The 24,819-nt window shown below is 72.2% G+C and carries 17 protein-coding genes and 1 pseudogene; 8 read left to right on the top strand and 10 right to left on the bottom strand.

Features of this window, described 5'->3' with window-relative positions; translation table 11 throughout:
* Positions 1-105 precede the first annotated feature (105 nt).
* The 3 genes from ACFW01_RS18790 to ACFW01_RS18780 form a co-directional block, all read right to left on the bottom strand.
* Positions 106-921 carry an SAM-dependent methyltransferase gene (locus ACFW01_RS18790; protein WP_234956785.1) on the bottom strand — a complete coding sequence of 272 codons (816 nt, stop codon included), beginning with the start codon at positions 919-921 and terminating at the stop codon, positions 106-108.
* A 49-nt stretch (positions 922-970) separates the two neighbouring features.
* A complete protein-coding gene (locus tag ACFW01_RS18785; protein WP_234956786.1) occupies positions 971-1,834 on the bottom strand; it encodes a helix-turn-helix transcriptional regulator in 864 nt (287 codons plus the stop codon).
* An 86-nt stretch (positions 1,835-1,920) separates the two neighbouring features.
* A complete protein-coding gene (locus tag ACFW01_RS18780; RefSeq protein WP_384504731.1) occupies positions 1,921-2,748 on the bottom strand; it encodes a helix-turn-helix domain-containing protein in 828 nt (275 codons plus the stop codon).
* A 131-nt stretch (positions 2,749-2,879) separates the two neighbouring features.
* On the opposite strand from ACFW01_RS18780, the gene ACFW01_RS18775 reads away from it, so the two are divergent.
* From ACFW01_RS18775 to ACFW01_RS18765, 3 genes are all read left to right on the top strand, one after another.
* Positions 2,880-3,185, top strand: a complete 306-nt coding sequence (locus ACFW01_RS18775) for a 4a-hydroxytetrahydrobiopterin dehydratase (protein WP_234956788.1) — start codon at positions 2,880-2,882, stop codon at positions 3,183-3,185.
* Between the two features lie 4 nt (positions 3,186-3,189).
* Positions 3,190-3,930 carry a class I SAM-dependent methyltransferase gene (locus tag ACFW01_RS18770; RefSeq protein WP_234956789.1) on the top strand — a complete coding sequence of 247 codons (741 nt, stop codon included), beginning with the start codon at positions 3,190-3,192 and terminating at the stop codon, positions 3,928-3,930.
* A gap of 75 nt (positions 3,931-4,005) precedes the next feature.
* On the top strand, positions 4,006-5,880 hold the full coding sequence (locus ACFW01_RS18765; protein WP_384504726.1) for a rhamnogalacturonan lyase: 1,875 nt from the start codon (positions 4,006-4,008) through the stop codon (positions 5,878-5,880).
* A gap of 45 nt (positions 5,881-5,925) precedes the next feature.
* Here ACFW01_RS18765 and ACFW01_RS18760 read toward each other — a convergent pair whose 3' ends face one another.
* Together ACFW01_RS18760 and ACFW01_RS18755 are read right to left on the bottom strand one after the other, a co-directional pair.
* Positions 5,926-8,577: a cellulose binding domain-containing protein gene (locus ACFW01_RS18760; RefSeq protein WP_384504723.1), complete on the bottom strand. Its 2,652-nt coding sequence runs from the start codon at positions 8,575-8,577 to the stop codon at positions 5,926-5,928.
* A gap of 218 nt (positions 8,578-8,795) precedes the next feature.
* Positions 8,796-11,717 carry a glycoside hydrolase family 48 protein gene (locus ACFW01_RS18755; RefSeq protein WP_384504720.1) on the bottom strand — a complete coding sequence of 974 codons (2,922 nt, stop codon included), beginning with the start codon at positions 11,715-11,717 and terminating at the stop codon, positions 8,796-8,798.
* Between the two features lie 513 nt (positions 11,718-12,230).
* On the opposite strand from ACFW01_RS18755, the gene ACFW01_RS18750 reads away from it, so the two are divergent.
* The 3 genes and pseudogenes from ACFW01_RS18750 to ACFW01_RS18740 form a co-directional block, all read left to right on the top strand.
* The gene (locus tag ACFW01_RS18750; protein ID WP_384504717.1) at positions 12,231-13,967 is read left to right on the top strand and encodes a glycoside hydrolase family 6 protein; all 1,737 of its coding nucleotides are present in this window, start codon (positions 12,231-12,233) and stop codon (positions 13,965-13,967) included.
* Between the two features lie 153 nt (positions 13,968-14,120).
* Positions 14,121-15,077 carry a class I SAM-dependent methyltransferase gene (locus tag ACFW01_RS18745; RefSeq protein WP_384504714.1) on the top strand — a complete coding sequence of 319 codons (957 nt, stop codon included), beginning with the start codon at positions 14,121-14,123 and terminating at the stop codon, positions 15,075-15,077.
* Between the two features lie 28 nt (positions 15,078-15,105).
* Positions 15,106-15,198 (top strand): annotated as a pseudogene (locus ACFW01_RS18740) (oxidoreductase); the annotation flags it as partial.
* 57 nt (positions 15,199-15,255) lie between these two features.
* On the opposite strand, the gene ACFW01_RS18735 reads toward ACFW01_RS18740, so the two are convergent.
* The 3 genes from ACFW01_RS18735 to ACFW01_RS18725 all read right to left on the bottom strand — a co-directional run bounded on the left by ACFW01_RS18735 (position 15,256) and on the right by ACFW01_RS18725 (position 19,202).
* Positions 15,256-16,089 carry an aldo/keto reductase gene (locus ACFW01_RS18735; RefSeq protein ID WP_384504711.1) on the bottom strand — a complete coding sequence of 278 codons (834 nt, stop codon included), beginning with the start codon at positions 16,087-16,089 and terminating at the stop codon, positions 15,256-15,258.
* 83 nt (positions 16,090-16,172) lie between these two features.
* Positions 16,173-17,999, bottom strand: a complete 1,827-nt coding sequence (locus ACFW01_RS18730) for an AMP-dependent synthetase/ligase (protein WP_384504708.1) — start codon at positions 17,997-17,999, stop codon at positions 16,173-16,175.
* Between the two features lie 321 nt (positions 18,000-18,320).
* Complete coding sequence (locus ACFW01_RS18725; protein ID WP_234956795.1) at positions 18,321-19,202, bottom strand: LysR substrate-binding domain-containing protein; 882 nt, start codon at positions 19,200-19,202, stop codon at positions 18,321-18,323.
* Between the two features lie 172 nt (positions 19,203-19,374).
* On the opposite strand from ACFW01_RS18725, the gene ACFW01_RS18720 reads away from it, so the two are divergent.
* Complete coding sequence (locus tag ACFW01_RS18720; protein WP_384504704.1) at positions 19,375-20,385, top strand: bile acid:sodium symporter family protein; 1,011 nt, start codon at positions 19,375-19,377, stop codon at positions 20,383-20,385.
* Between the two features lie 17 nt (positions 20,386-20,402).
* On the opposite strand, the gene ACFW01_RS18715 is transcribed toward ACFW01_RS18720, so the two are convergent.
* Positions 20,403-22,292: an exo-alpha-sialidase gene (locus tag ACFW01_RS18715; protein ID WP_384504701.1), complete on the bottom strand. Its 1,890-nt coding sequence runs from the start codon at positions 22,290-22,292 to the stop codon at positions 20,403-20,405.
* Positions 22,293-22,405: 113 nt separating this feature from the next.
* Positions 22,406-22,795 carry a hypothetical protein gene (locus ACFW01_RS18710; RefSeq protein ID WP_384504698.1) on the bottom strand — a complete coding sequence of 130 codons (390 nt, stop codon included), beginning with the start codon at positions 22,793-22,795 and terminating at the stop codon, positions 22,406-22,408.
* 248 nt (positions 22,796-23,043) lie between these two features.
* Here ACFW01_RS18710 and ACFW01_RS18705 point away from each other — a divergent pair, with 248 nt between their 5' ends.
* Complete coding sequence (locus ACFW01_RS18705; protein WP_384504695.1) at positions 23,044-24,774, top strand: hydrogenase maturation protein; 1,731 nt, start codon at positions 23,044-23,046, stop codon at positions 24,772-24,774.
* Positions 24,775-24,819 lie beyond the last annotated feature (45 nt).

The raw sequence follows: 24,819 nt of genomic DNA, 5'->3' as shown, positions 1-24,819 counted from the left end.
CTCCCTTGCTCGCCCTGGTTCTCGAACCTAGGGGCGGGCACGGGAGCGCACCCGTTCGCGGGGCCCGTACGGGTCAGCGCGGGCGCCAGGTGTCCGGCGTCCGGGTCAGAGCTTGCGCGCGACCCCCGCGTAGACCGGCACGATGCCCTCCGCCTGGGCGGCCACGTCCTCCGGGTCCGGCCGCCATCCGGTGACCGGGATGATGCCGGGGCCCAGCAGTTCCAGGCCGTCGAAGAAGCGGGCGAACTCGGTGAGCGAGCGCGGGTGGAACGGCGTGCCGCTGCGGGTGAACAGGGCGGCGGCCTTGCCCACCGCCTCCGGGTTCAGATCGGGCGTCACCTGCGACAGCACCAGGTAGCTGCCGGGGGCGAGGGCGTCGACGTACCGCTTGAGCAGCCCGTGCACGTCGTCGCCGTCGACCGCGTCGCCGAGGTAGTGCACCAGCGCCACCAGCGACAGCGCCATCGGCCGGCCGAAGTCCAGGCTCTCGCCCGCCAGCCGCAGGATCAGGTCCGGATCCCGGACGTCGGCGTGCACGTACTCCGTGGAGCCCTGCGCCGAGCCGTGCAGCAGCGCCTGGGCGTGCCGCAGGACGATCGGGTCGTTGTCGGCGTACACGACCCGCGACTCGGGGGCCACCGCCTGCGCCACCTGGTGCAGGTTCGGCTCGGTCGGGATGCCGGTGCCGATGTCCAGGAACTGCCGGATCCCGGCCTCGGCGAGGGTGCGGACCGCCCGCTGCATGAACCGGCGGTTGGCGCGCGCGCCGCGTACCGCCGTGCCGTCCGCGGCGAGGATCCTGCGGGCCAGCTCCTCGTCCACCGGGTAGTTGTCCTTGCCGCCCAGCCACCAGTCGTAGACGCGCGCCGGGTGCGGCCGGCTGGTGTCGATGGGGGCGGCGGTGCCGTCGGATCCGGTCATGCCGTGTCGTCTCCTGGGAGCCTCGGGTCTCGGTGGCGGGGTCGCCGGGTCAGTAGTTCTCGCGGTACTCGCGCAGGACCTTCTCGGTGCGCTGGGTCGACGCGGCACGCGCCGTCATGTGGTCCAGGACCTCCAGGTGCGCCGAGACCTCGGGCCGGGAGTCCAGGTACAGGGCGCCGGTCAGATACTCGGTGAAGACCATGTCGGGCAGCTCCGGCTCCGCGAACCGGAACAGGGTGAACGGCGCGTACGTCCCGGGGTGCGGCCCGTCCTCGAACTCGGCGACCTGGAGCGTCACCCGGTCCCGGGACGCGAACTCCAGCAGTTTGTCCAGCTGTTCGCGCATCACCCGGCCGTGCACGCTGACCGGGCGGCGCAGCACCGTCTCGTCCATCACCACCCACAGGTGCGGCGGGTCCGGGCGGTCCAGCAGCCGCTGCCGCTCCATCCGCAGGGACACGTGCCGCTCGACCGCGTCTCCGCCCGCGTTGCCGATCGTCCCGGCCTCCAGGACCGAGCGCGCGTAGTCCTCGGTCTGGAGCAGACCCGGGACGAAGTGCGGCTCGTAGGAGCGCACGATCCGCGCGGCGCCCTCCAGACTCACGTACATGCTGAACCAGTCCGGCAGCACGTCGTGGTACCGCTGCCACCAGCCCGGCTGGTTGGCCTCCTCGGCGAGGGTGACGAACGCGGCGACCTCGTCGGAGGCGACCCCGTACGTCGTCAGGAGTATCTGGACATACGGTATCTTCAGTGATACCTCGGCCATTTCCATGCGCCGCACCGTGGCCGGGGCCACGCGGAGCACCTTGGCGGCCTCCTCGCGTCTGAGGCCCGCGGTCTCCCGCAGTTCCTGCATCCGTCGGCCGAGGACCACCTGGCCCACGGTGGGTGCGGCCCGTCGCTCACTCACGCCACGCCTCCCCAACGCGCCCAAGTCACACCGCAGTCTGTCATGTACCCCGGCCGCTCTCACAGGGGTGTTCGCGATCAACCTTGTCAGGACAGCAGTGTGTGGAGGTACTTGACCGTCGCCGGGTCGGCCGGCAGCAGCGTCTCGATGGCCAGCTCGGCCACCGTCACGTCCATCGGGGTGTTGAAGGTGGCGATGGACGAGATGAACGACAGGGTCCGGCCCTCGTGCTCGATCCGCAGCGGCAGCGCGAAGTACGCCACCGCTTCGTCCGGCTCTTCCACCGGCGCGATCTCCGGCGCGGTGTCCGGCACCGGATAGGCCGCCACCTCGTCGTACAGCGCCCGCAGCGGCTCCGAGCGCCGCAGGGCGATCTGCCGCTCCATCTGCTCCAGCAGGTGTCCGCGCCACTGGCGCAGGTTGCGGATGCGCGGTGCCAGTCCCTCCGGGTGCAGGGTCAGCCGCATCGCGTTCAGCGGCGGCGCCAGCAGATGCCCGGCGACTCCGTCCATCAGCATCGCCACGCCCCGGTTGGCCGCCAGCACCCGGTACGTCCCGTCGACGACCAGTGCCGGATAGGGCTCGTAGCCCCGGATCAGCCGCTCCATGCCCTCGCGCAGGGCGCCCAGCGCCGGGTCGTCCAGCGGGGTCTCCGAGTAGTGCGGGGCGTAACCGGCCGCGAGCAGCAGGGCGTTGCGCTCGCGCACGGGGACGTCCAGGTGCTCGGCGAGGCGCAGCACCATCTCCTCGCTCGGCCGGGAGCGGCCCGTCTCGACGAAGCTGATGTGCCGGGCGGAGGATTCGGCGCGCAGGGCCAGTTCCAGCTGGCTGACCCGCCGCCGCTCCCGCCAGGCCCTCAGCAGCGGACCCACGCCCTGGGTGGTGGGGACGGTGCCGGACGTGGGTGCGGTCATGGGCCGAACGGTAGTCGACGGCGGGCCGCGAGGGCACCGGCTCGCCCTCCTGACCAGGGCTCCGGTTGCCGTGCTGTGGCAGGCTGAAGGGGCATCCCCGGCACCCGGGCCCCAGGACAGGAGCGTGGCACATGCCCGTCGAACCGCTGTCGCGGCAGGAGATCGAAGAGCGGCTGACCGAGCTGCCGGGCTGGTCGCTGGAGGACGGCCGCCTGACCCGTGTCTACCGGCTCGGCGCGCACTTCGCGGCGACCGCCATGGTCGTGCACATCGCCCAGGTGCAGGAGGAACTCGACCACCACTCCGACCTCACCCTCGGCTACAACACCGTGTCCCTCGCGGTGCACACGCACAGCGCGGGCGGGGCGGTCACCGCGAAGGACGTCGAGCTGGCCCGCAGGGTGGAGGATCTGGCCGCCGGTCACGGGGCACACTGACGGTGTGCTCGACTACGACAAGGAAGCGGAGCGGTACGACGCGGCCCGCGGCGGCGAGCCCCGGGCCGAGGCCGCCGCACGGGCCGTACTGAGCCTCGTGCCGCCCGGGGCGCGCAGTCTGCTCGACGTCGCCTGCGGCACCGGCATCGTCACCCGGCGGCTCGCGGCCGCGCCGGGCGCCCCGCGGGTGACCGGCGCGGACCTCGCCCCCGCGATGGCCCGGCGGGCCGCGGCCCGGCTGCCCGGTGCCGTCGTGCTCGCCGACAGCCGCCGGCTGCCCTTCCGCGACGGCGGGTTCGACGCCGTCACCAGCGTGTGGCTGCTGCACCTGGCGGAGGGCGCCGGGGACGTGCGGGCGATCGTCGGCGAGTGCGCCCGCGTCCTGCGGCCCGGCGGGGTGTACGTGACCACCGTCGACAAGGGCGCCTCGCACAACGTGGGCAGTGACATCGACGCCGTGCTCGCGGCCCGCCCGCCCAGCACCGCGCACGACGCCGCCGCCCTCGTCGAGGCGCACGCCCGCGCGCACGGCCTGGTCCCGGCCGGGGAGGCCCGCTTCACCGGCCACGGCCAGGGCCGCAGCCCCCGCCGTACCATCGCCGACCTGCGGCGCGGCTGGTTCGTCACGCTGCCGCCCGGCGAACCGCGCGCGGAGCACTTCGCCACCCGGCTCGCGGCCCTGCCGGACCAGGACCGGCCCCGGCCCGACCCCGTCTTCACCCTCCGTGCGTTCGTGAAGTCGTAGGCGCAGGGCGGCAACCCGGCGCCCCCGGGCGGCGACCGACAGGCGGAACCCATCCGTCCTCCAGGAGGTCCGCCCGTGAGGCACCCCCGCACGTACCGCAGACGCCCGCTCGCCCTGGCCGCCGCCCTCGCCGCCGCGGGGCTGGTCGGCGCCGGCCTGACCACGCTCGCCCCCGACACCGCCCACGCCGCCACGGCACGTCAGGCCGAGGCCCTCGACCGGGGCGTGGTCAGCGTCCACACCGGCGACGGCAACCTGGTCGGCTGGCGCTGGCTGGGCACCGACCCGGACAACGTCGCGTTCAACGTCTACCGGGCCGGCACGAAGGTCAACGCCGCCCCCCTCACCGGCTCCACCACCTTCTTCCACGCCGGCGCCCCGTCCCACGCCGACTACACCGTCCGCGCCGTCGTGGGCGGCACCGAGCAGGGCGACTCCGTCCACGCCGTCCAGTTCCGGGCCGGCTACAAGGACGTGCCGGTCAGCCCGCCCGCCGGCGGCACGACACCCGACGGCGTCTCCTACACCTACGAGGCGAACGACGCCTCCGTCGGCGACCTCGACGGCGACGGCGCGCTCGACCTGGTCCTCAAGTGGCAGCCGACCAACGCCAAGGACAACTCCCAGTCCGGGTACACGGGCAACACGATCGTCGACGGGATACGGCTGGACGGCACCCGGCTGTGGCGCGTCGACCTCGGGCGCAACATCCGCTCGGGCGCCCACTACACCCAGTTCCAGGTGTACGACTACGACGGCGACGGCAGCGCCGAGGTGGCGATGAAGACCGCCGACGGCACCCGGGACGGCATCGGCGCGGTCGTCGGCAGTTCCTCGGCCGACCACCGCAACTCCTCCGGCTACGTCCTGTCCGGCCCCGAGTACCTGACGATGTTCGACGGCGGGACCGGCAGGGCCATGGGCACCGTCGACTACGTCCCCGCCCGGGGCAACGTCTCCTCCTGGGGCGACTCCTACGGCAACCGTGTCGACCGCTTCCTGGCGGGCACCGCGTACCTGGACGGCTCCCGGCCCTCCCTGATCATGGCACGCGGCTACTACACGCGCTCCGTGATCGCCGCCTGGGACTGGCGTGACGGGCGGTTCACCCGCCGCTGGACCTTCGACACCAACTCCTCCACCAACGCCGGCAGGGGCTACGACGGCCAGGGCAACCACCAGCTCTCCGTCGCGGACGTCGACGGCGACGGCAAGGACGAGATCGTCTACGGCGCGATGGCCGTCGACGACAACGGCAACGCCCTGTGGACCACGAGGAACGGCCACGGCGACGCCATGCACGTCGGCGACCTCGACCCGTCCCGCGCGGGCCTGGAGGAGTTCAAGGTGGACGAGGACGCCTCGAAGCCCTCGTCCTGGATGGCGGACGCGCGCACCGGTCAGATCCTCTGGTCCACCGGCGCGAGCGGCGACAACGGCCGGGGCGTCGCCGGGGACATCTGGTCCGGCAGCGCGGGCGCCGAGTCCTGGTCGTCGGCCGAGAGCGGCATCCGCAACCCGAAGGGCACGGTGGTGAACGGCCGCAAGCCCTCCAGCGCCAACTTCCTGTCCTGGTGGGACGGCGACCCGGTCCGCGAACTCCTCGACGGCACCCGCGTCGACAAGTACGGCCCCTCCGGCGACACCCGCCTGCTCACCGGGTCCGGCGTCGCGTCCAACAACGGCACCAAGGCCACCCCGGTCCTCGCGGGCGACATCCTCGGCGACTGGCGCGAGGAGGTCGTCTGGCGCACGTCGGACAACAGGGCCCTGCGCGTCTACTCCACCCCGTACGACACCGGTACCCGCATCACGACCCTCCTCCACGACACCCAGTACCGCACGGCCCTGGCCTGGCAGAACACCGCGTACAACCAGCCGCCGCACCCGAGCTTCTTCCTCGGCGACGGCATGCCGACGGCGCCGAGGCCGGAGGTGTACACACCGTGAACAGGGGTGGGGCGGGCGCCCTCGGACGCCCGCCCCACCCTCGGCTCAGCCGGTCGCGCAGCTCCGGCCGGCCATCCGGAATTCGGTCGGTTCCGCGTTGGTCCCCGACCACTCGCCCGTGAAGCCGAAGCTCACCGAGGCGCCGGGGCCGACGCGGGCGTTCCAGCCGACGTTCCCCGCCGTCACCGTGGTGTCCGACCGGGTGTGCTCGGCGTTCCACATCCGGGACACCCGCTGGCCGCCCGCGAACGTCCAGTCGAGGGACCAGCCGTTCCAGGCCGCCGTGCCGGTGTTGGTGAGCCGGACGTCCGCCTGGAAGCCGCCGGGCCACTGGTTCGTGACCGTGTACGTCACCTCGCAGGCGCCGGTGGGGGCCGGGTCGGGGCCGGGGCCGGTGCCGCCGCCCACCGGGTCGCCGTACACGATCCCCCGGCCGTTGGTCGCCACGTACACCCGGCCGTACACCCGCGGGTCCCCGGTGATGGCGGCGCCCGTCCAGCCCCACTGGTGCGCGTCGTCGTTGACCCGGGTCCAGCTCGCTCCGGCGTCGGTGGAGCGGAAGATGCCGCGGACGCCGCCGATCTCCGCACTGGAGTAGAGCGTCTGGTAGGACGCGCCCGGGGCCGCCTTGCCGAAGCCGATGGTGTCGGCCGCGTCGACGCCGGACAGCTTGGTGAAGGTGGTGCCGCCGTCCGTCGAGTGCCACAGGCCGTACGGGCCGTCCGCCGCCCCGCCCGCCAGCCAGACGTCGCCCTCGGCGCCGGGCAGCGCCTTGAAGCGGACGCTGTCACCGGAGGGCAGGCCGGTCGCCGGTGAGGCGGTGAAGGTCGCGCCGCCGTCCGTGCTGATGTAGAACGTCCCGGACTTGAAGCCGTAGAAGGTGTGCGGGTCGACGCGGTCGGACTCGACGACCGCCCCGGCCGGGATGCCGTTCGACGCCTGCCAGGACGTGCCGAAACCCGTCGTGTGGTGCACGCCGGCGCCCTCGGGGCTCCACACGAAGCGTCCGCCGTCCGCGCCCGCCGCGACCGTGCCGCCGCCGCTCACCCCCGCCGGGTCGCTGCCGCCGAACCAGTTGGCGCCGTTGTCCGTGGAGAACGCGATGTGCGGGCCGGAGTCGAGGTTGCCGGCCCGGACGACCGTGTCCGGGTTCTTCTCCGCGAAGTCGAGGCTCGTGGTGGAGGTGAAGTTGGGGGAGGTGTACATCATCGACGGGACCTCGGTCAGGCTGGTGTGCCGGAAGCCGCCGATGTCGCCCAGCGCGCTGAGCAGCGGGGCGCCGGACGGGGGAGCGGCCAGGTCGTTGACCGCCGTCTCCTCCAGGCCGCGCACCATGGGCTCGATGGCGAAGGTGCCGCCCTCGTCGTCCCAGTTCGTGAGGTTCTCGGTGCCGTAGATCGTGGCGCCCGTGCCGTACATCATCCGGTCCGGGTCGAACGGGTCGATCTCCAGCGCCTCCGTCATCCAGCCCAGCTTCGGGGTCTGCTCGGGCGGAGCCGGGTTCGCGCCCCAGGTGAGCCACGGGGAGGAGGAGACGTCCATCGTGTAGCGGTTCTGGCGGGTCGGGTACGACGTGTACTCCCACGCCTGCGTCCACGTCGCCCCGCTGTCCGTCGAGCGGAAGATCTGCGTGTCCGGCCACCAGGAGCTGTACGCCGTCGCCATGACCGTCCCCGGGTTCTGCCGGTCGACGGTCAGTCCGCTGAACCCGAAGTAGGTGTCCGCCTCCGCGACCGGGCTGATGTCCGTCCAGGCGCCCGTCGCCGTCGCGTACCGGTACAGCCGCCCCTTGCCGCCGTCGTACGGCCCGCCCGTGTCGCTGTAGGCCAGGTACAGGTATCCGTTCTCCGCGTCCAGGACGCCCTTGTGGGCCAGGAAGCCGGTGGGCTGGCCGGCGACCCGCTCCCAGGTCGCGCCCGCGTCCGTCGAGCGGTAGACGGCGTTCTCCTTGTCGGCGACGCCGACGTAGACGGTCTCCGTGGCCGCGCCCGCCGACCCCGTCGACTCGTCGAAGGTGACCCAGGTGACGCCCTGGTTGTCGGAGGCGTAGCCGGACGTGTCGCCGGGGTCCTGCGCGTAGTTCCCGGGGTTCGGGAAGGCCGTCACCTCGGACCAGGTCACGCCCGCGTCGGCCGACCGCCACAGTCCGTGGCCGCTGGGGGCGCCCAGGTAGAGCACGTCGTTGTCGTGCGGGTCGACGGCCAGGCGTTCGCCCATGCCCCGGCCCGGCATGTTGCCGCCCAGTTTGAACGGCAGGTCCGTCTTCGCCCAGGTCGCGCCCCGGTCGGCGGAGCGGAGCACCGCGCCGTTGCCCGGGTCCCAGTCGTTGGTGTAGGTGCCGACCGCCGCGTACACCCGGTCGGGGTCGACGGAGTCGGTGGCGATACTGGCCACGCCCGTGTGCCCCCAGTCGTCCCAGCCGACGTGGTCGAGGAGCGGCGTCCAGGTGCGGGACGACTCCTGCCAGCGGTAGGCGCCGCCGATGTCGGTACGGGCGTAGGCCAGGTCCTTCTCGGTGCGGTTGAAGACGATGCCGGGGACGAATCCGCCGCCGTCGACACGGGCGTTCTTCCAGGTGTAGGTGTCGGCGGTGAGCGCCGCCTCCGGGGTACCGGCGGCCAGTGCGGTGGGCGGGCTGCCCGCCAGGAGACCGGCGGCGAGCGCCAGCAGAACGGTGAGGATCCTGGTTCTTCGCACGGTGGGGAACCGTCCTTCCGTCAGGAGCAGAACGCATACGAGCACGGGCGGCCCTCGCCATGAACGAGGGCCGCCCGGCGGTTGGGTCCCGTCGTCCGGTGACAGGACCAGCACACGGAGCCTTGAGGCGCCCCGAAGGGGCGCGGGGAACTGCGCGACCAGCCACACTCGGCCCGCAGCCAAAGAACCCGCCCAACCCGCGGAGCGCCCCGCGGGGGCTATTCCAGAAGCTCCGCGTACGAACCCATGGCGAGGGCGATGTCCGCCTGTGCCCAGAACCGGTGGTACGTGAACGTGGGCGCGGCACCGCCCGCGAGATAGTCCTCGATCTTCGACCAGGCCGGGTCGTCCTGGTAGAAGGAGCGGATCGAGGCGAACGTCGACGACGCGTCGATCGTGTCGCCGTTCGGCATGGTCCCGGTCCAGCCGTTCGGGACGTACACCGGGTCGTCGAAGCGGTTGTAGTCGGCGCGGGTCTCCGGGACGGCGATGCCGAGCGCGTCCTGGTTGTTCTCCCACATGCCGTCGAGGAGCGCCTTGGCGGTCGCGGCCGCCTCCGTGTCGCCCGAGCGGTCGGCGTAGTAGGTCAGGGTCTTGGCGTACGCCGCCGCCACACCGACGTCGTTGGTGTAGTCCGAGACGGTGACGTGCAGGTCGCCGTTGTCACCCGGGGAGGACGCGTTCCAGGTGTCGGGCTGCCCGGACCACTGCATCGTCGAGGGGATCAGGAAGGTGCCGTCCGGGTTGACCGTCGTCTCCGACAGCGCCCAGTCGACCCACTTGTCCAGGACCTCCTTCGCCGCGGCGTCCCCGCTCTGCTGGTAGTACTCGGCGACCCGCTCCATGGACCACGCCTGGAAGCCGAACCACTGGTTGGACGGCGGGTCGTGGTACACCGGCTTCTCGTCGTAGTACATGCCGTAGAAGGTCGGCGTACCGGCCGGCGGTGTCGCGTACCGGCCCGCCCAGCTGTTGGTCGCGCCGCCCGCGATGGCCCCCTCGTCGGACTGCAGCCAGCGGTAGAACTCCACCTGCCGGTCCAGGGACTTGGCCCAGTCGGAGGCGCCGGTGGCCGACTTGGGCTTGAGGTCGGCGTAGGTGCTCAGCGCGTACGCGGCCAGCGGGTTCTGGTAGCCGCCGTGGGTGTGGCTGGAGCCGATGCGCCAGGCCCAGCCCGCCGAGGTGTCCACCGCGCCGCCCCAGGCGTAGTACCAGGACAGCAGGTAGTGCGAGGAGTCCTTGCCGGTGCCGGCCGGGCAGCTCGACGGTCCCACGCAGTCGCCGACCTTCTTGAAGTACTTGTCGAACATGGCGTAGCGCAGGTAGTCGCCCATCTTCGCGGCCTTGTCGAGGGTCCCGGCGATCTCGTCGCCCTTGCCCTGCTCCTCGGCCCAGACGTCCGCCCAGTACGCGGCCTGCACGGCCCGCGCGTCGGCGTCCGGTGCGTTGGTGAACTTCCACTGCTTCGCGTAGGACGCGTCGCCGGTGAACAGGTCGAGGTAGCCGTTGGGGCCGCCGTACTCGAAGGCGTCGCAGGTGGGCTGCGGCACCGTCTCCCACACCGACTCCTGCGCGCCGCGCTGGAAGGTGTTGATGTAGGAGGGACCGGTGTCCGTCGGACCCGCCTCGCACTTGCCCGGCGAGTTGCCGTAGCCGTAGGTGTTGTCGACGTCCTGGAGCCAGTGCATGCCGTAGACGTCGTCGGTGCCGTACGCCGACCTCAGCTCGCCGGCGATCGGGTCGGGACCGACGGAGACCTCGCCGTCCAGGGGTGCCGGATACTCGTTCGGCGTGTCCAGTTCGGGGGCGTAGGTGGCCGGTTCCGAGGCGTTGTAGGCCGAGTTGGTCGGCTGGTCGGCGTGCGTGGGGATCATGTACGTCTCCATGATCTCCCAGGCGTTGTTGAACCTCGACCAGTCGCCGGTCACCTTGCCGTACATGGCCTGGAGCCACAGCAGGTAGCTGTACGCCTCGGAGGTCGTCTCGTGCCCGTGGTCGGGCGCCTCGACGATCAGCGTCTCGACCGAGTGGTACGGGATGCCCTCGGGGGAGAAGTAGCCGTTCGCGGGGTCGGTGATCTTCCCGTACAGCTCCAGGAAGCGGGCGTCGTAGTCCTTCGCCGCGGCCAGCTGGGTCACGGTGACCGAGGCCTTGCCGTGACCGGGGGCCGTCGACTCGAAGACGGCCGAGCCGCTGCCGGAGGCGTCCGCGGAGACGGTCACCCGCTGGGCGGTGTCCCAGTTCGACGGGGTGAAGGTGAGACTCGCCCCACCGGTCAGCGAGAGCCCAGTGTTTCCGCTCGCGCGGGACGTCGTGACGGTGACACTGGCGGCCGGCTGCTTCGACAGCTTGACCTCGTACGTCCCCGACTCGCCCTGCTGTACACCGAGTTGGCCGGGTGAGGCGACCACGGCCGGTCCCGAGGCGACCGTGATGCCGACCGGCGTCGAACTGCCGGTGGCGCCCGTGCTGTCGTACGCCTTCGCCACCAGGGAATGACTGCCCACGGTCAAGCCGGAGGCCGAGTGCGTGTAGGGCGCGCTGGTGTCGGTGCCGAGCAGGGTGGTGTCGTCGTAGAACTCCACCTTGCTGACGCCGGCGCCGTCGGCCGCGGCGGCCGTGGCCGCGAGCGGCACCGCCTCGCCCTGTGAGTACACCGCGCCCGCCTCCGGACTGGTCAGCACCGTGATCGGCGGCTGGTGCGCGCCGGCGCAGGAGGTGCCGTTGACCGCGAAGTCCGTGGGTGCCGTGTTGGTGCCGCTGTACGTGAACTGCCCCCCGGTGGTGACGGCGGCCCCGGCGGCGACCCGCCCGTTGTACGAGGCGCTCCTGACCGTGACGTTCCGGCCCGACTGGGACCAGGTGCCGTTCCAGCCGTTGGTCAGCTTCTGGTCGCCCGCGTAGGCGTACGTCAGCGTCCAGCCGTCGATGGCGTCGGTGCCGCGGTTGGTGAGCGTCAGCTCCGCGGTGAAGCCCGAGCCCCAGTCGTTCGTCCTGTAGTCCACGCTGCACTGAAGTGCGGCCGCCTGGGCGGGAGTCGAACCGGTGCCCAGCATCGTGAGGGGCAGTGCGAGGGCCGCCAGTGCGGCGGTCCACAGCCGCCGCGCGGTGCGGCGTCTGTGTCTGTGTCGGGGGTGCATGGTGCTGGTTCCTCCTTGCGGCTCGGGGAGGGGTGGGGGAGGAGCAACAAGCCTTGAACCAGTGGGAGCGCTCCCATAGTGGGGAGAGGGGCATCGGGGGTCAAGATGCGTGAAGAGTCGAAATGATTCGACAGGCCGAGCGGAGAGAAAGTCGGTAACTCCTCTGTTCTTTGCCGTCACTTGGCGCTACCTTCGCTGAACCAGTGGGAGCGGTTCCATCAGTCGGCGCGTCCGTCACGGCGTGCCCGAGCTGTAAGGAGTCGCTCATGCGACACCCCCCGCTCCACCTTCCGCGTTCAGGACTTTTAGCCGCAGCCGCGGCCTGTCCTCCCGCGCGCCTTCGGCCGGCCCGCCGGCCCGTACCCGCCCCGGGCTCCCGCACCGTGCCCGTGGGCCGTTCCTGACCTTCGATCACGACGGCACCCCCATGCCGACCGGCAGCGGACCGCGCCGAGGGACGCGCGGTCCCGGACGACAGCACCCGCACCCCCACGAAAGAAGGAACCCGCACTCATGACCCGTACCAGAACCGCGATGCTCGCTGCCCTGACGCTGGTCGCCGGCGCCTCCGGCACGGCGCTGGCCGCCCACTCCGCGAGCGCCGGAGCCGCGGCCGCCGCCTGCACCGTCGACTACAAGGTGCAGAACGACTGGGGAAGCGGCTTCACCGCCGCCGTGACGGTCACCAACAATGGTGCCGCCACCTCGAACTGGTCGCTGGGATGGACCTATGCCGGCAGCCAGAAGGTCACCAACGGCTGGAACGCGAAGGTCAGCCAGAGCGGTGCCGCCGTCACCGCGGCCAACGAGTCGTACAACGGCACCCTCGCCACGGGCGGTTCGGCCAGCTTCGGCTTCCAGGCCACCTACAGCGGCGCCAACGCGGTCCCGGCCACCTTCACCCTCAACGGCGTGACCTGCAACGTCGACGGCGGACCGACCGACCCGACGGACCCGACGGACCCGACCGACCCGACGGACCCGACCGAACCGTCGGACCGGGTGGACAACCCCTATGACGGTGCCCAGGTGTACGTGAACCCCGAGTGGTCCGCTAACGCCGCCGCCGAGCCCGGCGGGGACCGCATCGCCGACCAGCCCACCGGCGTGTGGCTGGACCGGATCGCCGCCATCGAAGGCGTGAACGGCGGTATGGGGCTGCGCGACCACCTCGACGAGGCACTGACGCAGAAGGGCTCCGGCGAACTCGCCGTCCAGCTCGTCATCTACAACCTCCCCGGCCGTGACTGTGCCGCCCTCGCCTCCAACGGCGAGCTGGGCCCGACGGAGATCGACCGGTACAAGACCGAGTACATCGACCCGATCGCCGAGATCCTGGCGGACCCGAAGTACGCGGGCCTCCGGATCGTCACCACCGTCGAGATCGACTCGCTGCCCAACCTGGTCACCAATGTCAGCGGCCGGCCGACCGCCACGCCGAACTGCGACGTGATGAAGGCCAACGGCAACTACCAGAAGGGCGTCGGCTACGCCCTGAACAAGCTCGGCGACATCGGCAACGTCTACAACTACGTCGACGCCGGCCACCACGGCTGGCTCGGCTGGGACAGCAACTTCGGCCCCTCCGCCGACATGTTCAAGGCCGCCGCCACCACCGAGGGGGCGACCGTCGCCGACGTGCACGGCTTCATCGTCAACACCGCCAACTACAGCGCCCTGAAGGAGGAGAACTTCAAGATCACCGACTCGGTGAACGGAACCTCCGTGCGCCAGTCCAAGTGGGTCGACTGGAACCAGTACACCGACGAGCTGTCCTACGCCCAGGCCATGCGCGACAAGCTGGTCTCGATCGGCTTCGACCAGAACCTCGGCATGCTGATCGACACCTCCCGCAACGGCTGGGGCGGCACCGCCCGGCCCACCGGCCCGGGCGCGACGACCAGCGTGGACACCTACGTGGACGGCGGACGCTACGACCGCCGCATCCACCTCGGCAACTGGTGCAACCAGTCGGGAGCCGGCCTCGGCGAACGTCCCCAGGCGAGCCCCGCCGCCGGGATCGACGCATACGTCTGGATGAAGCCCCCGGGCGAGTCCGACGGCGCGAGCGAGGAGATCCCGAACGACGAGGGCAAGGGCTTCGACCGGATGTGCGACCCCACCTACGAGGGCAACGCGCGCAACGGCAACAACCCCTCGGGCGCGCTGGCGAACGCCCCGGTCTCCGGGCACTGGTTCTCCGCGCAGTTCCAGGAGCTGATGAAGAACGCCTACCCGCCGCTGTCGTGAGCGGCTTCCCCCACAGGTGAGTCACCGGGGTCCGGTCCTTGCGGGCCGGGCCCTGGCGGCCTCCCCTTTTTTTTGCGGGACCGGCAACGTTGTTTGCCCGAACGGGGTGAGTCGTCGCACCCTGAGGTCACCGCGAACGGGAGGCTGACCAGCATGGCGCACGACCACCACCACGACGAGCACGGTTCCACGCCCGGACATGGACACGGGCACGGACATGGACACGGGCACGGACATGGACACGGGCACGGAACCGGTCACGACCACACCGACCTGGACTGGGCCGAGATGGCCCCGCTCCTCGAGGCGCAGGCGGAGCTGTACACGCCGCTGTACCGGCAGGCCATGAGCTGGCTGGCGCGGGACGTGACCGACCCCGGCCTGGTCGTCGACGTCGGAAGCGGACCGGGCGTCGTCACCTGCCTGTTCGCCGACGTCTTCCCCGGCGCCCGCGTCGTCGCCGCCGACGGCGCCGGTCCGCTGCTGGAACGGGCCCGGGACCGGGCCGCCCGGCTCGGTGTCGGCGACCGCTTCGGCACCCTCACCGGCGACCTGCCCGGCGCCCTGGGCGAGCTGGAGTACCCCGCCGACCTGATGTGGGCGAGCCAGAGCCTGCACCACCTCGGCGACCAGCGCGCCGCCCTCGCCGCCCTCGGCGGGCACCTCGCGCCCGGCGGCACGCTGGCGATCCTGGAGGGCGGACTGCCCGCCCGGTTCCTGCCCCGCGACATCGGGTTCGGGCGTCCCGGGCTCCAGGCCAGGATCCACGCCGTGGAGGAGGACTTCTTCGCCGAGATGCGTGCGAGCCTGCCCGGCTCCGTGCCCGAGACGGAGGACTGGCCCGCGCTGCTGACCGCGGCCGGCCTGAAGCACACCGGCACCCGCAGTTTCCTGCTCGACCTGCCCGCGCCCGTCTCCGACGCGGCCCGCGACTACGCGGCGTCCTCCCTCTCCCGGCTCCGCGAGCGGGTCGGCGACGGCCTGGACGCCGTGGACCGGGAGACCCTGGACCGGCTGCTCGACCCCGGGGACGAGGGGAGCGTGCACCGGCGGCAGGACGTGTTCGTGCTGGTGGCGCACACCGTGTACACGGCGGCACGGCCGGTCTGAACGGTCGCCGCGCCGGGCCCTTGACGTCGAGATCGCCGACTCGATCCTCTGGGCCACCACCCAGCCGGCCGGCGTCGACGTCAACACGGTGGTCGTACGGCCGCTGGGTCAGCCCAACTGACACACGAGGGGAGGGACCCGGCCGGGCCCCTCCCCTCCTGCCTGACTCAGGCGGTGCTCAGGAGTTGACCTCCGCCGGGTCCGAGCCCAGACGCCGGTCCTCGTTCAGCGCGCTGATCGCCGCCAGGTCCTCGGTGTCCAGGGTGAAGCCGAACACGTCGATGTTCTCCTTGATCCGCGACGGCGTCACGGACTTCGGGATCACCACGTTGCCGAGCTGGAGGTGCCAGCGCAGCACGACCTGGGCCGGCGTGCGGTTGTGCTTCTGGGCGATGGCCACGATCGCCGGGATCTCCAGGATCCCCTTGCCGGAGCCGAGCGGGGACCACGCCTCGGTGGCGATGCCCTGCTCCGCGTGGACCTCGCGGGAGGCGTGCTGCTGGAGGTGCGGGTGCAGCTCGATCTGGTTGACGGCCGGGACGACCGACGTCTCGCCGGTCAGCCGCTCCAGGTGCTCCGGCAGGAAGTTGGAGACGCCGATGGCCCGCACCCGCCCGTCGGCGAGCAGCTTCTCGAACGCCTTGTACGTGTCGACATACCGGTCCTTGGCCGGCATGGGCCAGTGGATCAGGTAGAGGTCCAGGTACTCCAGGCCCAGCTTCGCCAGTGAGGCGTCGAAGGCGCGGAGGGTGGAGTCGTACCCCTGCTCGCTGTTCCAGAGCTTGGTGGTGACGAAGAGATCCTCGCGGGCCACGCCGGAGGCGGCGAGCGCCCTGCCGGTGCCCTCTTCGTTGCCGTAGATCGCCGCTGTGTCGATGCTGCGGTACCCGGCCTCCAGCGCCTGGACCACGGCGGTCTCTGCCTCGTCGTCCGGCACCTGCCAGACGCCGAAGCCCAGCTGGGGCATCTCGACGCCGTTGTTCAGGATGATCGGGGGGACCTTGCTGCTCACGAGCTCTTGATCCTTCGGTTGTGGTCAGGTGGTACTCATATCGTCAACGATCACGAGCTCTTGCGCATTCCTGACCGGGGAACTCACGCCGTGTAAAGCGCCGCGACCTCCGCACCGTAGGCGTTCTCGATGGCCTTGCGCTTCAGTTTCAGCGAAGGCGTCAGCAGGCCGTGCTCCTCGGTGAACGGCTGGGCGAGGATGCGGAAGGTGCGGATCGACTCGGCCTGCGACACGAGCGTGTTGGCCGCGACGACCGCGCGCCGCACCTCCGTCTCCAGGTCGGAGTCGTGCACCAGGTCCGCCGGGGGCATCTGCGGCTTGTTCCGCATCGCCAGCCAGTGCTCGACGGCCTCCTGGTCCAGGGTGATGAGGGCGGCGACGTAGGGGCGGTCGTTGCCGACGACGATGCACTGGTTGATCAGCGGGTGGTCCCGCACGCGCTCCTCCAGCAGCCCCGGGGAGACGCTCTTGCCGCCGGAGGTCACCAGGATCTCCTTCTTGCGGCCGGTGATGGTGAGGTAGCCGTCCTCGTCCAGGGCGCCCAGGTCGCCGGTGGCCAGCCATCCGTCGTGCAGGGTCTCGTCGGTGGCCTTCGGGTTGTTGAGGTAGCCCTGGAAGACGTTCTCGCCGTTCAGCCAGATCTCGCCGTCGTCCGCGATGTGCACGGTGACGCCGGGGACCGGGCGGCCGACCGTGCCGTAGCGGGTGCGCTCGGGCGGGTTGGCGGTGGCCGCCGCCGTGGACTCGGTCAGGCCGTAGCCCTCGTAGATCTGCACGCCCGCGCCCGCGAAGAACAGACCCAGCCGCCGGTCCATCGCCGAGCCGCCCGACATGGCGTTGCGGATGCGGCCGCCCATCGCCGCCCGCACCTTGGCGTAGACGAGCTTCTCGAACAGCTGGTGCTGCATCCGCAGTCCCGCGGACGGCCCCGGCCCGGTGCCCCAGGCCTTCGCCTCCACCGCGTCGGCGTACTTGACGGCCACGTCGACGGCCTTCTCGAAGGGGCCGCCCTTGCCCTCCTTCTCGGCCTTGCGCCGGGCCGCGTTGAACACCTTCTCGAAGATGTACGGCACGGCCAGGATGAACGTGGGTCTGAAGGCCGCCAGGTCGGGCAGCAGGGCCGCGGCGTTCAGCTGCGGCTGGTGGCCGAAGCGGACCTTGCCGCGGACCGCCGCGACCTCCACCATCCGGCCGAAGACGTGGGCGAGCGGCAGGAACAGCAGGGTCGCCGCCTCGTCGCCCTTCCTGGAGTGGAACACCGGCTCCCACCGCTCGATGACGGTGTCCGCCTCCCACATGAAGTTGCCGTGCGAGATGACACAGCCCTTGGGTCGTCCGGTGGTGCCGGAGGTGTAGATGATGGTGGCCACCGAGTCGGGCGTGACCGCCTTGCGGTGCCGGTGGACCACCTCGTCGTCGAGGTGCGCCCCCGCGTCGTACAGCTCCTGGACGGCGCCCGAGTCGAGCTGCCACAGGCCGCGCAGGTGCGGCAGCCGGTCGATCACGGTGGCGATCGTCATCGCGTGGTCCTCGTGCTCCACGACCGCGGCCGTCACCTCGGCGTCGTAGAGCATCCACATGCACTGGTCGGCCGAGGAGGTCGGGTAGACCGGCACCACCTGGGCGCCGATCGTCCACAGGGCGAAGTCGAACAGGGTCCACTCGTAGCGGGTGCGGGACATGATGGCGACCCGGTCGCCGAAGCGGATGCCCTGGGCGAGCAGCCCCTTGGCGAGCGCCAGCACCTCGTCGCGGAACGCACCCGCGCTGACGTCCCGCCACTGCCCGGCCGCGTCCTTGCGCCCCAGGACGATGTACTCCGGATCCTCCTGGGCATGCTCGAAGACGACGTCGGCCAGACCGCCCACCGGCGATGCCGACGTCAAGGGAGGACTGGTGAACTCACGCAAACCCCGCTCCCCGCTCTGGAATGAACCCCCCGCACAGCGCGGTGAAAGCTACCCCACCCGAAGCGGGGACGGGAGGGGTGCCAAAATCGAGCAGGGCTCATGTTCGCGCTGGTCAGCGAGAGAAAATGCGCTCACATGGGGAAGGGTCGGACAGATTCCTGACGGTTGAGTAAGTTTCGGTGGCGTAATCTCCACCGAATCTGTACGACCCACTTACCGCCGGTACGGTGTCGCCGGCTCCTTCGCCGCACCGCCCGCCAGACCGTGCGCGTCCAGCACGTGGAGGCGTCGCCCCTTCCTTCGCCGGGTCAAGCAGCTCACCTATCCGAGCCCCGGCCGCTGAGGCCGGTGGAGCCGGTCGCCGCCCGCGAGGACCGCCGCCGCCAGCGCGTCCGCCGCGCCCTGCGCGGAGGGCCGGCGCCGCCCGTGCACCAGTACGAAGTCGACGCGGCCCAGCTCGGGCAGTCCGGCCCGGTCCGGGACGCGTACCAGGCCGGGCGGGACGAGCCCGCGCGAGTGCGCCATCACGCCCAGGCCCGCGCGGGCGGCCGCGATCAGGCCGTTGAGGCTGCCGCTGGTGCACGCGACGTGCCACTCCCGGCCCTGTCGCTGGAGGGCCTCCAGCGCGAGCGCCCGGGTGATGCCCGGCGGCGGATAGACGATCAACGGCACCGGGCGGTCGGGGTCGAGGCGCAGCCGCTCCGCGCCGATCCACACCAGCCGGTCGCTCCAGACCGGCTCGCCCCGCGGGTCCTCGGGCCGCCGCTTGGCCAGCACCAGGTCCAGCTCCCCGTCGGCCAGCTGCTGGTGCAGCGTGCCCGACAGCTCCACCGTCAGCTCCAGGTCGACCTCGGGGTGGTCGTGCCGGAAGCCCTCCAGGATCTCCGGCAGCCGGGTCAGCACGAAGTCCTCCGAGGCCCCGAACCGGAGCCGCCCGCGCAGCCGGGTGCCGGTGAAGAAGGCGGTGGCCTGCTCGTGCACCTCCAGGATCCGGCGGGCGAACCCGAGCATCGCCTCCCCGTCCTCCGTCAGCTCCACCGAGTGCGTGTCGCGGCTGAACAGCTGACGCCCCGTGGCGTCCTCCAGCCGCCGCACGTGCTGGCTCACGGTCGACTGACGCAGCCCGAGCCGCCGGGCGGCCTGCGTGAAGCTCAGCGTCTGCGCCACCGACAGGAAGGTACGCAGGTGGGAGGGTTCGTACACGGCACCAGGCTATCGCGGTACGTGATGACAGTCAGAGCGGTATACCGGATTCCCGATCGCAGCGCGGGCGAGCAGGATGGAGCGGGGACCCGCGAGCCTTCGGACGTGAGCTCCCGAATGACCGTGAACAAGCAAGTGGAGCACCGTGAAACGCCTGCGATGGCCCCCTTGGATGCCGATCGACCCGTACATCCTGCTGCTGCTCGGGACGGTGGGCCTCGCGGCCCTGCTGCCCGCCCGCGGCACGGGCGCGGACGTCGCCTCCGGTGCCTCCACCGCCGCGATCGCGTTCCTCTTCTTCCTCTACGGCGCCCGGCTCTCCACCCGTGAGGCGATGGACGGAGTACGCCACTGGCGGCTCCACGTCACCGTGCTGGCCTGCACCTTCGTCGTCTTCCCGCTGCTCGGGCTGGCGTCGCGCGGACTCGTGCCCGTCTTCCTGACCGATCCGCTGTACCAGGGCCTGCTCTTCCTGACCCTGGTCCCCTCCACCATCCAGTCCTCGATCGCCTTCACCTCCATCGCCCGCGGCAACGTGCCCGCCGCGATCTGCGCCGGGTCCTTCTCCTCGCTGGTGGGCATCGTCGTCACGCCGCTGCTGGCCGCCGCCCTGCTCGGCAGCGGCGGGGGCGGGTTCTCCGCCGACTCGGTGCTGGAGATCGTGCTGCAACTCCTGGTGCCGTTCACCGCCGGGCAGGTGCTGCGCCGCTGGATCGGGGGCTTCGTCGCCCGGCACAAGAAGGTCCTCCAGCTCGTCGACCGCGGCTCGATCCTCCTCGTCGTCTACACCGCGTTCAGCGAGGGCATGGTCCAGGGCATCTGGCACCAGGTGAGCCCCGTCCGGCTGGCCGGGCTGCTGGCCGTTCAGGCGGTGCTGCTCGCCGTGATGCTGCTGCTGACCTGGTACGGGGCGAAGGGGCTCGGCTTCGGCCGGGAGGACCGGATCGCGATCCAGTTCGCGGGGTCGAAGAAGTCGCTCGCCGCCGGACTGCCCATGGCGAGTGTCCTGTTCGGCGCCCACGCTTCGCTGGCCGTGCTGCCGCTGATGCTCTTCCACCAGATGCAGCTCATGGTGTGCGCGGTCATCGCCAAGCGCCGCTCCCACGATCCGGAGGTGCCCGCGCCAGGCGGCGACGACACCGCCGCGTCCGTGCCGGCCCCGGTGCGCACCGGCCGCGGCTGAGCCGCCCGGCGCTGCGCTCAGCCGCCCGCGGCCACCCCGTCCACGGTGTCCATGGGCAGGTGCAGGACGGTGTTCCCGATGGCCGCGGACGGGTCCGCGGCGGCGATCTCCTCGTCGGTCAGCGCCCGGTTCCACACGTGCACGTCGTCGACCGCGCCGGTGAGGCGGGCCCTGCCGTCCACGCGCTCGCCGATGTGCACGCCGAACGGCGAGTCACGGCCGACCGACCCGGGCACGTCCGCCGTCTCGCCGACCGCCGTACCGTCCACGAACAGCGCGAGCCGGCCCCCGCCACGGCGCAGCGCCAGGTGGTGCCAGCGCCCGTCGTTGAGCGCGCCGTCGGTGCGCACCCACGCCGAGCGCGGGGCCGCCGCGCCGTCGCGCGCGGTGATCAGCCCCTGGACCCGCCCGTCGCCGGGCTCGGCCCGCAGCCACACCTGCGGCTGCGAGGTCCCGACGCCGCCCATCCACAGCAGCGGCTGCTCCCCGCCGGCCGCCGAGTACCGGAACCGCAGCGACGCCGTGAAGTCACCGGCCCCCAGCGGCAGCCGCTCGTCGAACGGCAGCCGTACGGCGTCGTCGGCGCCGTCGAAGGCGAGCGCACCGCCCACCGCGCCGGACGTCGTCCCGGCACCACCGAGCACCGCGGCGGGCGCCGCGCCGGGGGCGAGGTCGGAGGTGGTGGGATCGGCGGCCCGGCGCGGCAGGAGCCAGTCCTCGGTGAAGCGGGCGAAGCGGATCTCGTCGCGGGCGTCGACCGCCCCGGCCTCGTACAGGAGGCCCACCGTCGTGTCGTCGACGGCCACCATGTCGGAGTAGCCCGACCAGTCCCGGGTGATCACAGTGCCCCGGTCCACGCTGTCCCAGGTCGCGCCGGAGTCGTAGGAGGAGCGGACCGACATCGTCCGGCGGCGGTCGGGATCGGCGGGGGCGGAGAGCAGCATCCGGTCGCCCAGGCGGAGCAGGGCCCCCTGCACCTGCGGGGTGTACAGGCCGGGCAGGGCGCGGAAGGGGGCCTCGAAGCTGTCGCCGCCGTCCCGGCTGACGGCCTGGGTGCGGTGGCCGAGGTCGGTGCCCCGCTCCTCCCGGCCGCTGACCAGGAGCGCTCCGTCGGCGCGTTCGGTGAGGGTCAGCTCGGAGGGCTTCTGCCGGAAGGTGCCGTCGGCGGCGACGGGCCAGGTGTCGGTGGCGCCGACCTTCCAGTGCTCGCCGCCGTCGTCGCTGACCACGAGGGCCGCGTGGTTGGCGGTGACCCGGTCGCCGTCCCAGGTCTCGGCGTTGACGCCGACGACGAGGCGTCCGGGGTGGCCGCCGCCGGTGAGCTGGACGCCGTGCACGGGGCCGGTGGCGTACCAGGAGTTCCAGCCGGCCGGCAGGATCTCGGGGCTCAGGTCGCGGGGCGCGGACCAGGTGCGGCCGTCGTCGTCGCTGTACTGCAGGTGGGGCGTGCGGGCGCAGGGGATCGCGCAGTTGGCTGCGTCGGTGCGGCCGGGGTTGTAGGTCTCGGTCAGCAGGACGCGGCCGGTGGTGCGGTCGACGACCGGCGCGGGGTTGCCGTGCGTGTCGCCGCCGCCGTCGTTGACGACCTGGAGCGGGCCCCAGGTGCGTCCGCCGTCGGTGGAGCGCTTGAGGACGATGTCGATGTCGGCGGCGTCCCCGCAGTTCAGGACGCGGCCCTCGGCGAAGGCGAGCAGCGTGCCGTCCGTCGTCCGCACGATCGCCGGGATGCGGAAGCAGGCGTAGCCGCCCGGGTCGGTGGCCGCCCGGAAGAGGACCCGCTCCTCGAACTCCGGTGCCCGGTTCTCGGACCGGGCGTGGGCCGGCAGGGCGGACACGGCCAGGGCGGAGAGCGCCGCGAGGGCGTACCAGGGGGTGCGCGCACGCGTGCGGGAACGTGATGACGGCATGGAACGGTCTGCCCTTCGGACGGCTGGTGGGAGCCGGTCGTCCGGACATCAATACAGCAGTACGTTCCGAAGGTCCTACATGATCACGCGCGTGTCGGCAGCGGCAGCGGGGATCAGCCGGGCCGGTGCCTGCCCTTGGGCTCGTCCGGGTCGACGCCGGTGAAGGCGGCGTCGTCCTTCGTGCCGCTCGGCCGTCCGGAGCGGCCCCGGCCGCCGGTCTCCCGCATGCCCTCCTCCGGTTCGGCGCCGCGCTTCTCGCCCCGCCGGGCGTTGTCGGGAGCGACGTCGCCGGGGACCGGCGTGCGCTCCTCCTTCGAGGTCTTCCGGCCCGCTCCGCGCCCCGGCGCGTGCTTCTCGGCGTGGAAGGACCGGCGGGCGCTCGGATTGTCCTCCTGCTGCCGCGTCTCGTCGACGTCCGGCGACCAGCCGTGCTGCTCGCGGCCCTGGTGGCGACTGGTTCCGTGGCCGTTCGACGGCTTCGACGTCTTGCGTTCCTCGGGCATGGCCGACCTGCCTGTGCGCTCGCGGAGGGCACGTCCGTCCGTGCCCAGAACACTCCAAGTGTCCCACTTGTCCTGATCGCCGGCACTTCTGTGCCCCTCGGTCGGAGCCCTGCCATGTGGCGGGAAGTGTCACCCGTGCGGGTGAGGTGCGGGGCTGGTGTCGACGTTCGAGGGCCCGGCTGTCCGACCATCGCAGGCAGCCGGACGCCCACAGCACCGACGCCCGACGCACCCTCGGAAGGGTCGCCATGCGCATCCTGCTCATCGCCAGCGCCTACAACAGCCTCACCCAGCGTGTGCACGCCGAGCTGCGGGACCGCGGGCACACCGTGCACGCCGAGGTGACGCCCCGCGGGGACGACGTGAGCGCGGCCGTCGACCGGCACGCCCCCGACCTGATCGTGGCGCCCATGCTCAAGACCGTCGTGCCCCGCGCGGTCTGGACGGGACGAACGTGCCTGATCGTGCACCCCGGGCCCGTCGGCGACCGCGGGCCGTCCTCCCTGGACTGGGCCGTCCACGAGGGCGCCGGCGCGTGGGGCGTGACCGTCCTCCAGGCCGAGGAGGAGATGGACGCGGGCCCCGTGTGGGCGACCGCGACCTGTCCGGTGCCACGGGTCGGCAAGAGCGACCTGTACCGCAACGAGCTGGCCGACGCCGCCCTGGACGCCGTACTGACCGCCGTCGACCGGTTCGCGTCCGGCACGTACACCCCACTCGGCCAGGGCACGCTGCCCAGCGTGCCCGGTGCCCGGACCCGGCCGCCGATGCGCCAGGGGACGCGCCGCATCGACTGGGCCGCCGACCCGACCGTGACCGTCCTGCGCAAGCTGCGCGCCGCCGACTCCCAGCCCGGCGTCCTCGACGAGTTGCTCGGCCGCGAGTGGTTCCTGCACGGCGGCCACGCCGAGCCGCGGCTGCGCGGACGCCCCGGCGACCTGCTCGCCACCCGCGCGGGCGCGGTCTGCCGGGCCACGGTGGACGGCGCGGTGTGGCTTCCCGAGCTGCGGGCCCGCACCGGCGCCGGCGCCCCGCGTGCCTGCAAGCTGCCCGCCACGCTCGCCCTGGCCGCCGGAGTACTGACCGGGCTGCCCGCCGGACTGCGGGAGGTCCCGGCGCCCGTACTGCCGTCGGCGGACGACGACGGCTGGTCGGACATCCGGTACCGGGAGGAGGGCGCGGTCGGCGTGCTGTCCTTCTCGTTCCCCGGCGGCGCCCAGTCCACCGACCACTGCCGGCGCCTGCTTGACGCCTACCGCGCGGCATGCGGCCGGCCTACCTCCGTGCTGGTGCTGGGCGGCGCCCGCGACTTCTTCTCCAACGGCATCCACCTCGGCGTCATCGAGGCGGCGCCCGATCCGGCCGCTGAGTCCTGGGCCAACATCAACGCGATGAACGACCTCGTCGAGGCCGTCCTGACCACCACCGACCGGCTCGTCGTCAGCGCCATCGGCGGCAACGCCGCTGCCGGCGGGGTCATGCTCGCGCTGGCCGCCGACGAGGTGTGGTGCCGCTCGGGCTCCGTGCTCAACCCGCACTACCGGCTCATGGGCCTGACCGGCTCCGAGTACTGGACGTACAGCCTGCCGCGCCGCGTGGGCGCCGCCATGGCCGAGCGGCTGACCCGCGAGGCGCTTCCGGTCAGCGCCCGCCGGGCCCGGGAGACCGGCCTGGTCGACCGGGTGGTGGAGTGCACGCCCGCGCGCTTCACCCACGAGGTCACCCGACTGGCCGAACGCTGGTCGGCCGCTCCCGGGGCGCAGACCCGCCTCGCCGCGAAGAAGGCCGAGCACGAGCGCCGGGAGGCCGTCGCACCACTGGCGGCGGTCCGTGAGCGTGAACTCTCCCGCATGCGCGAGATCTTCTTCGACCCCGAAGCCCCTTACCACGCGCTGCGGCGGGCGTTCGTCCGCAAGGAGCCGGCGCCGGACCGGCCGCCGTCCACGGGTGCGCGGTCGGCGGAGCTGGCCGACTCTTAGCCAGGACACAGGCCGATTCCGTCGGCTTCGCCGTTTTCCTCCCCG

Origin of the sequence: Streptomyces sp. NPDC058985, from assembly GCF_042740985.1 — a bacterium.
Classification (GTDB): domain Bacteria; phylum Actinomycetota; class Actinomycetes; order Streptomycetales; family Streptomycetaceae; genus Streptomyces.
This window is presented reverse-complemented; position numbering and strand designations above follow the sequence as displayed.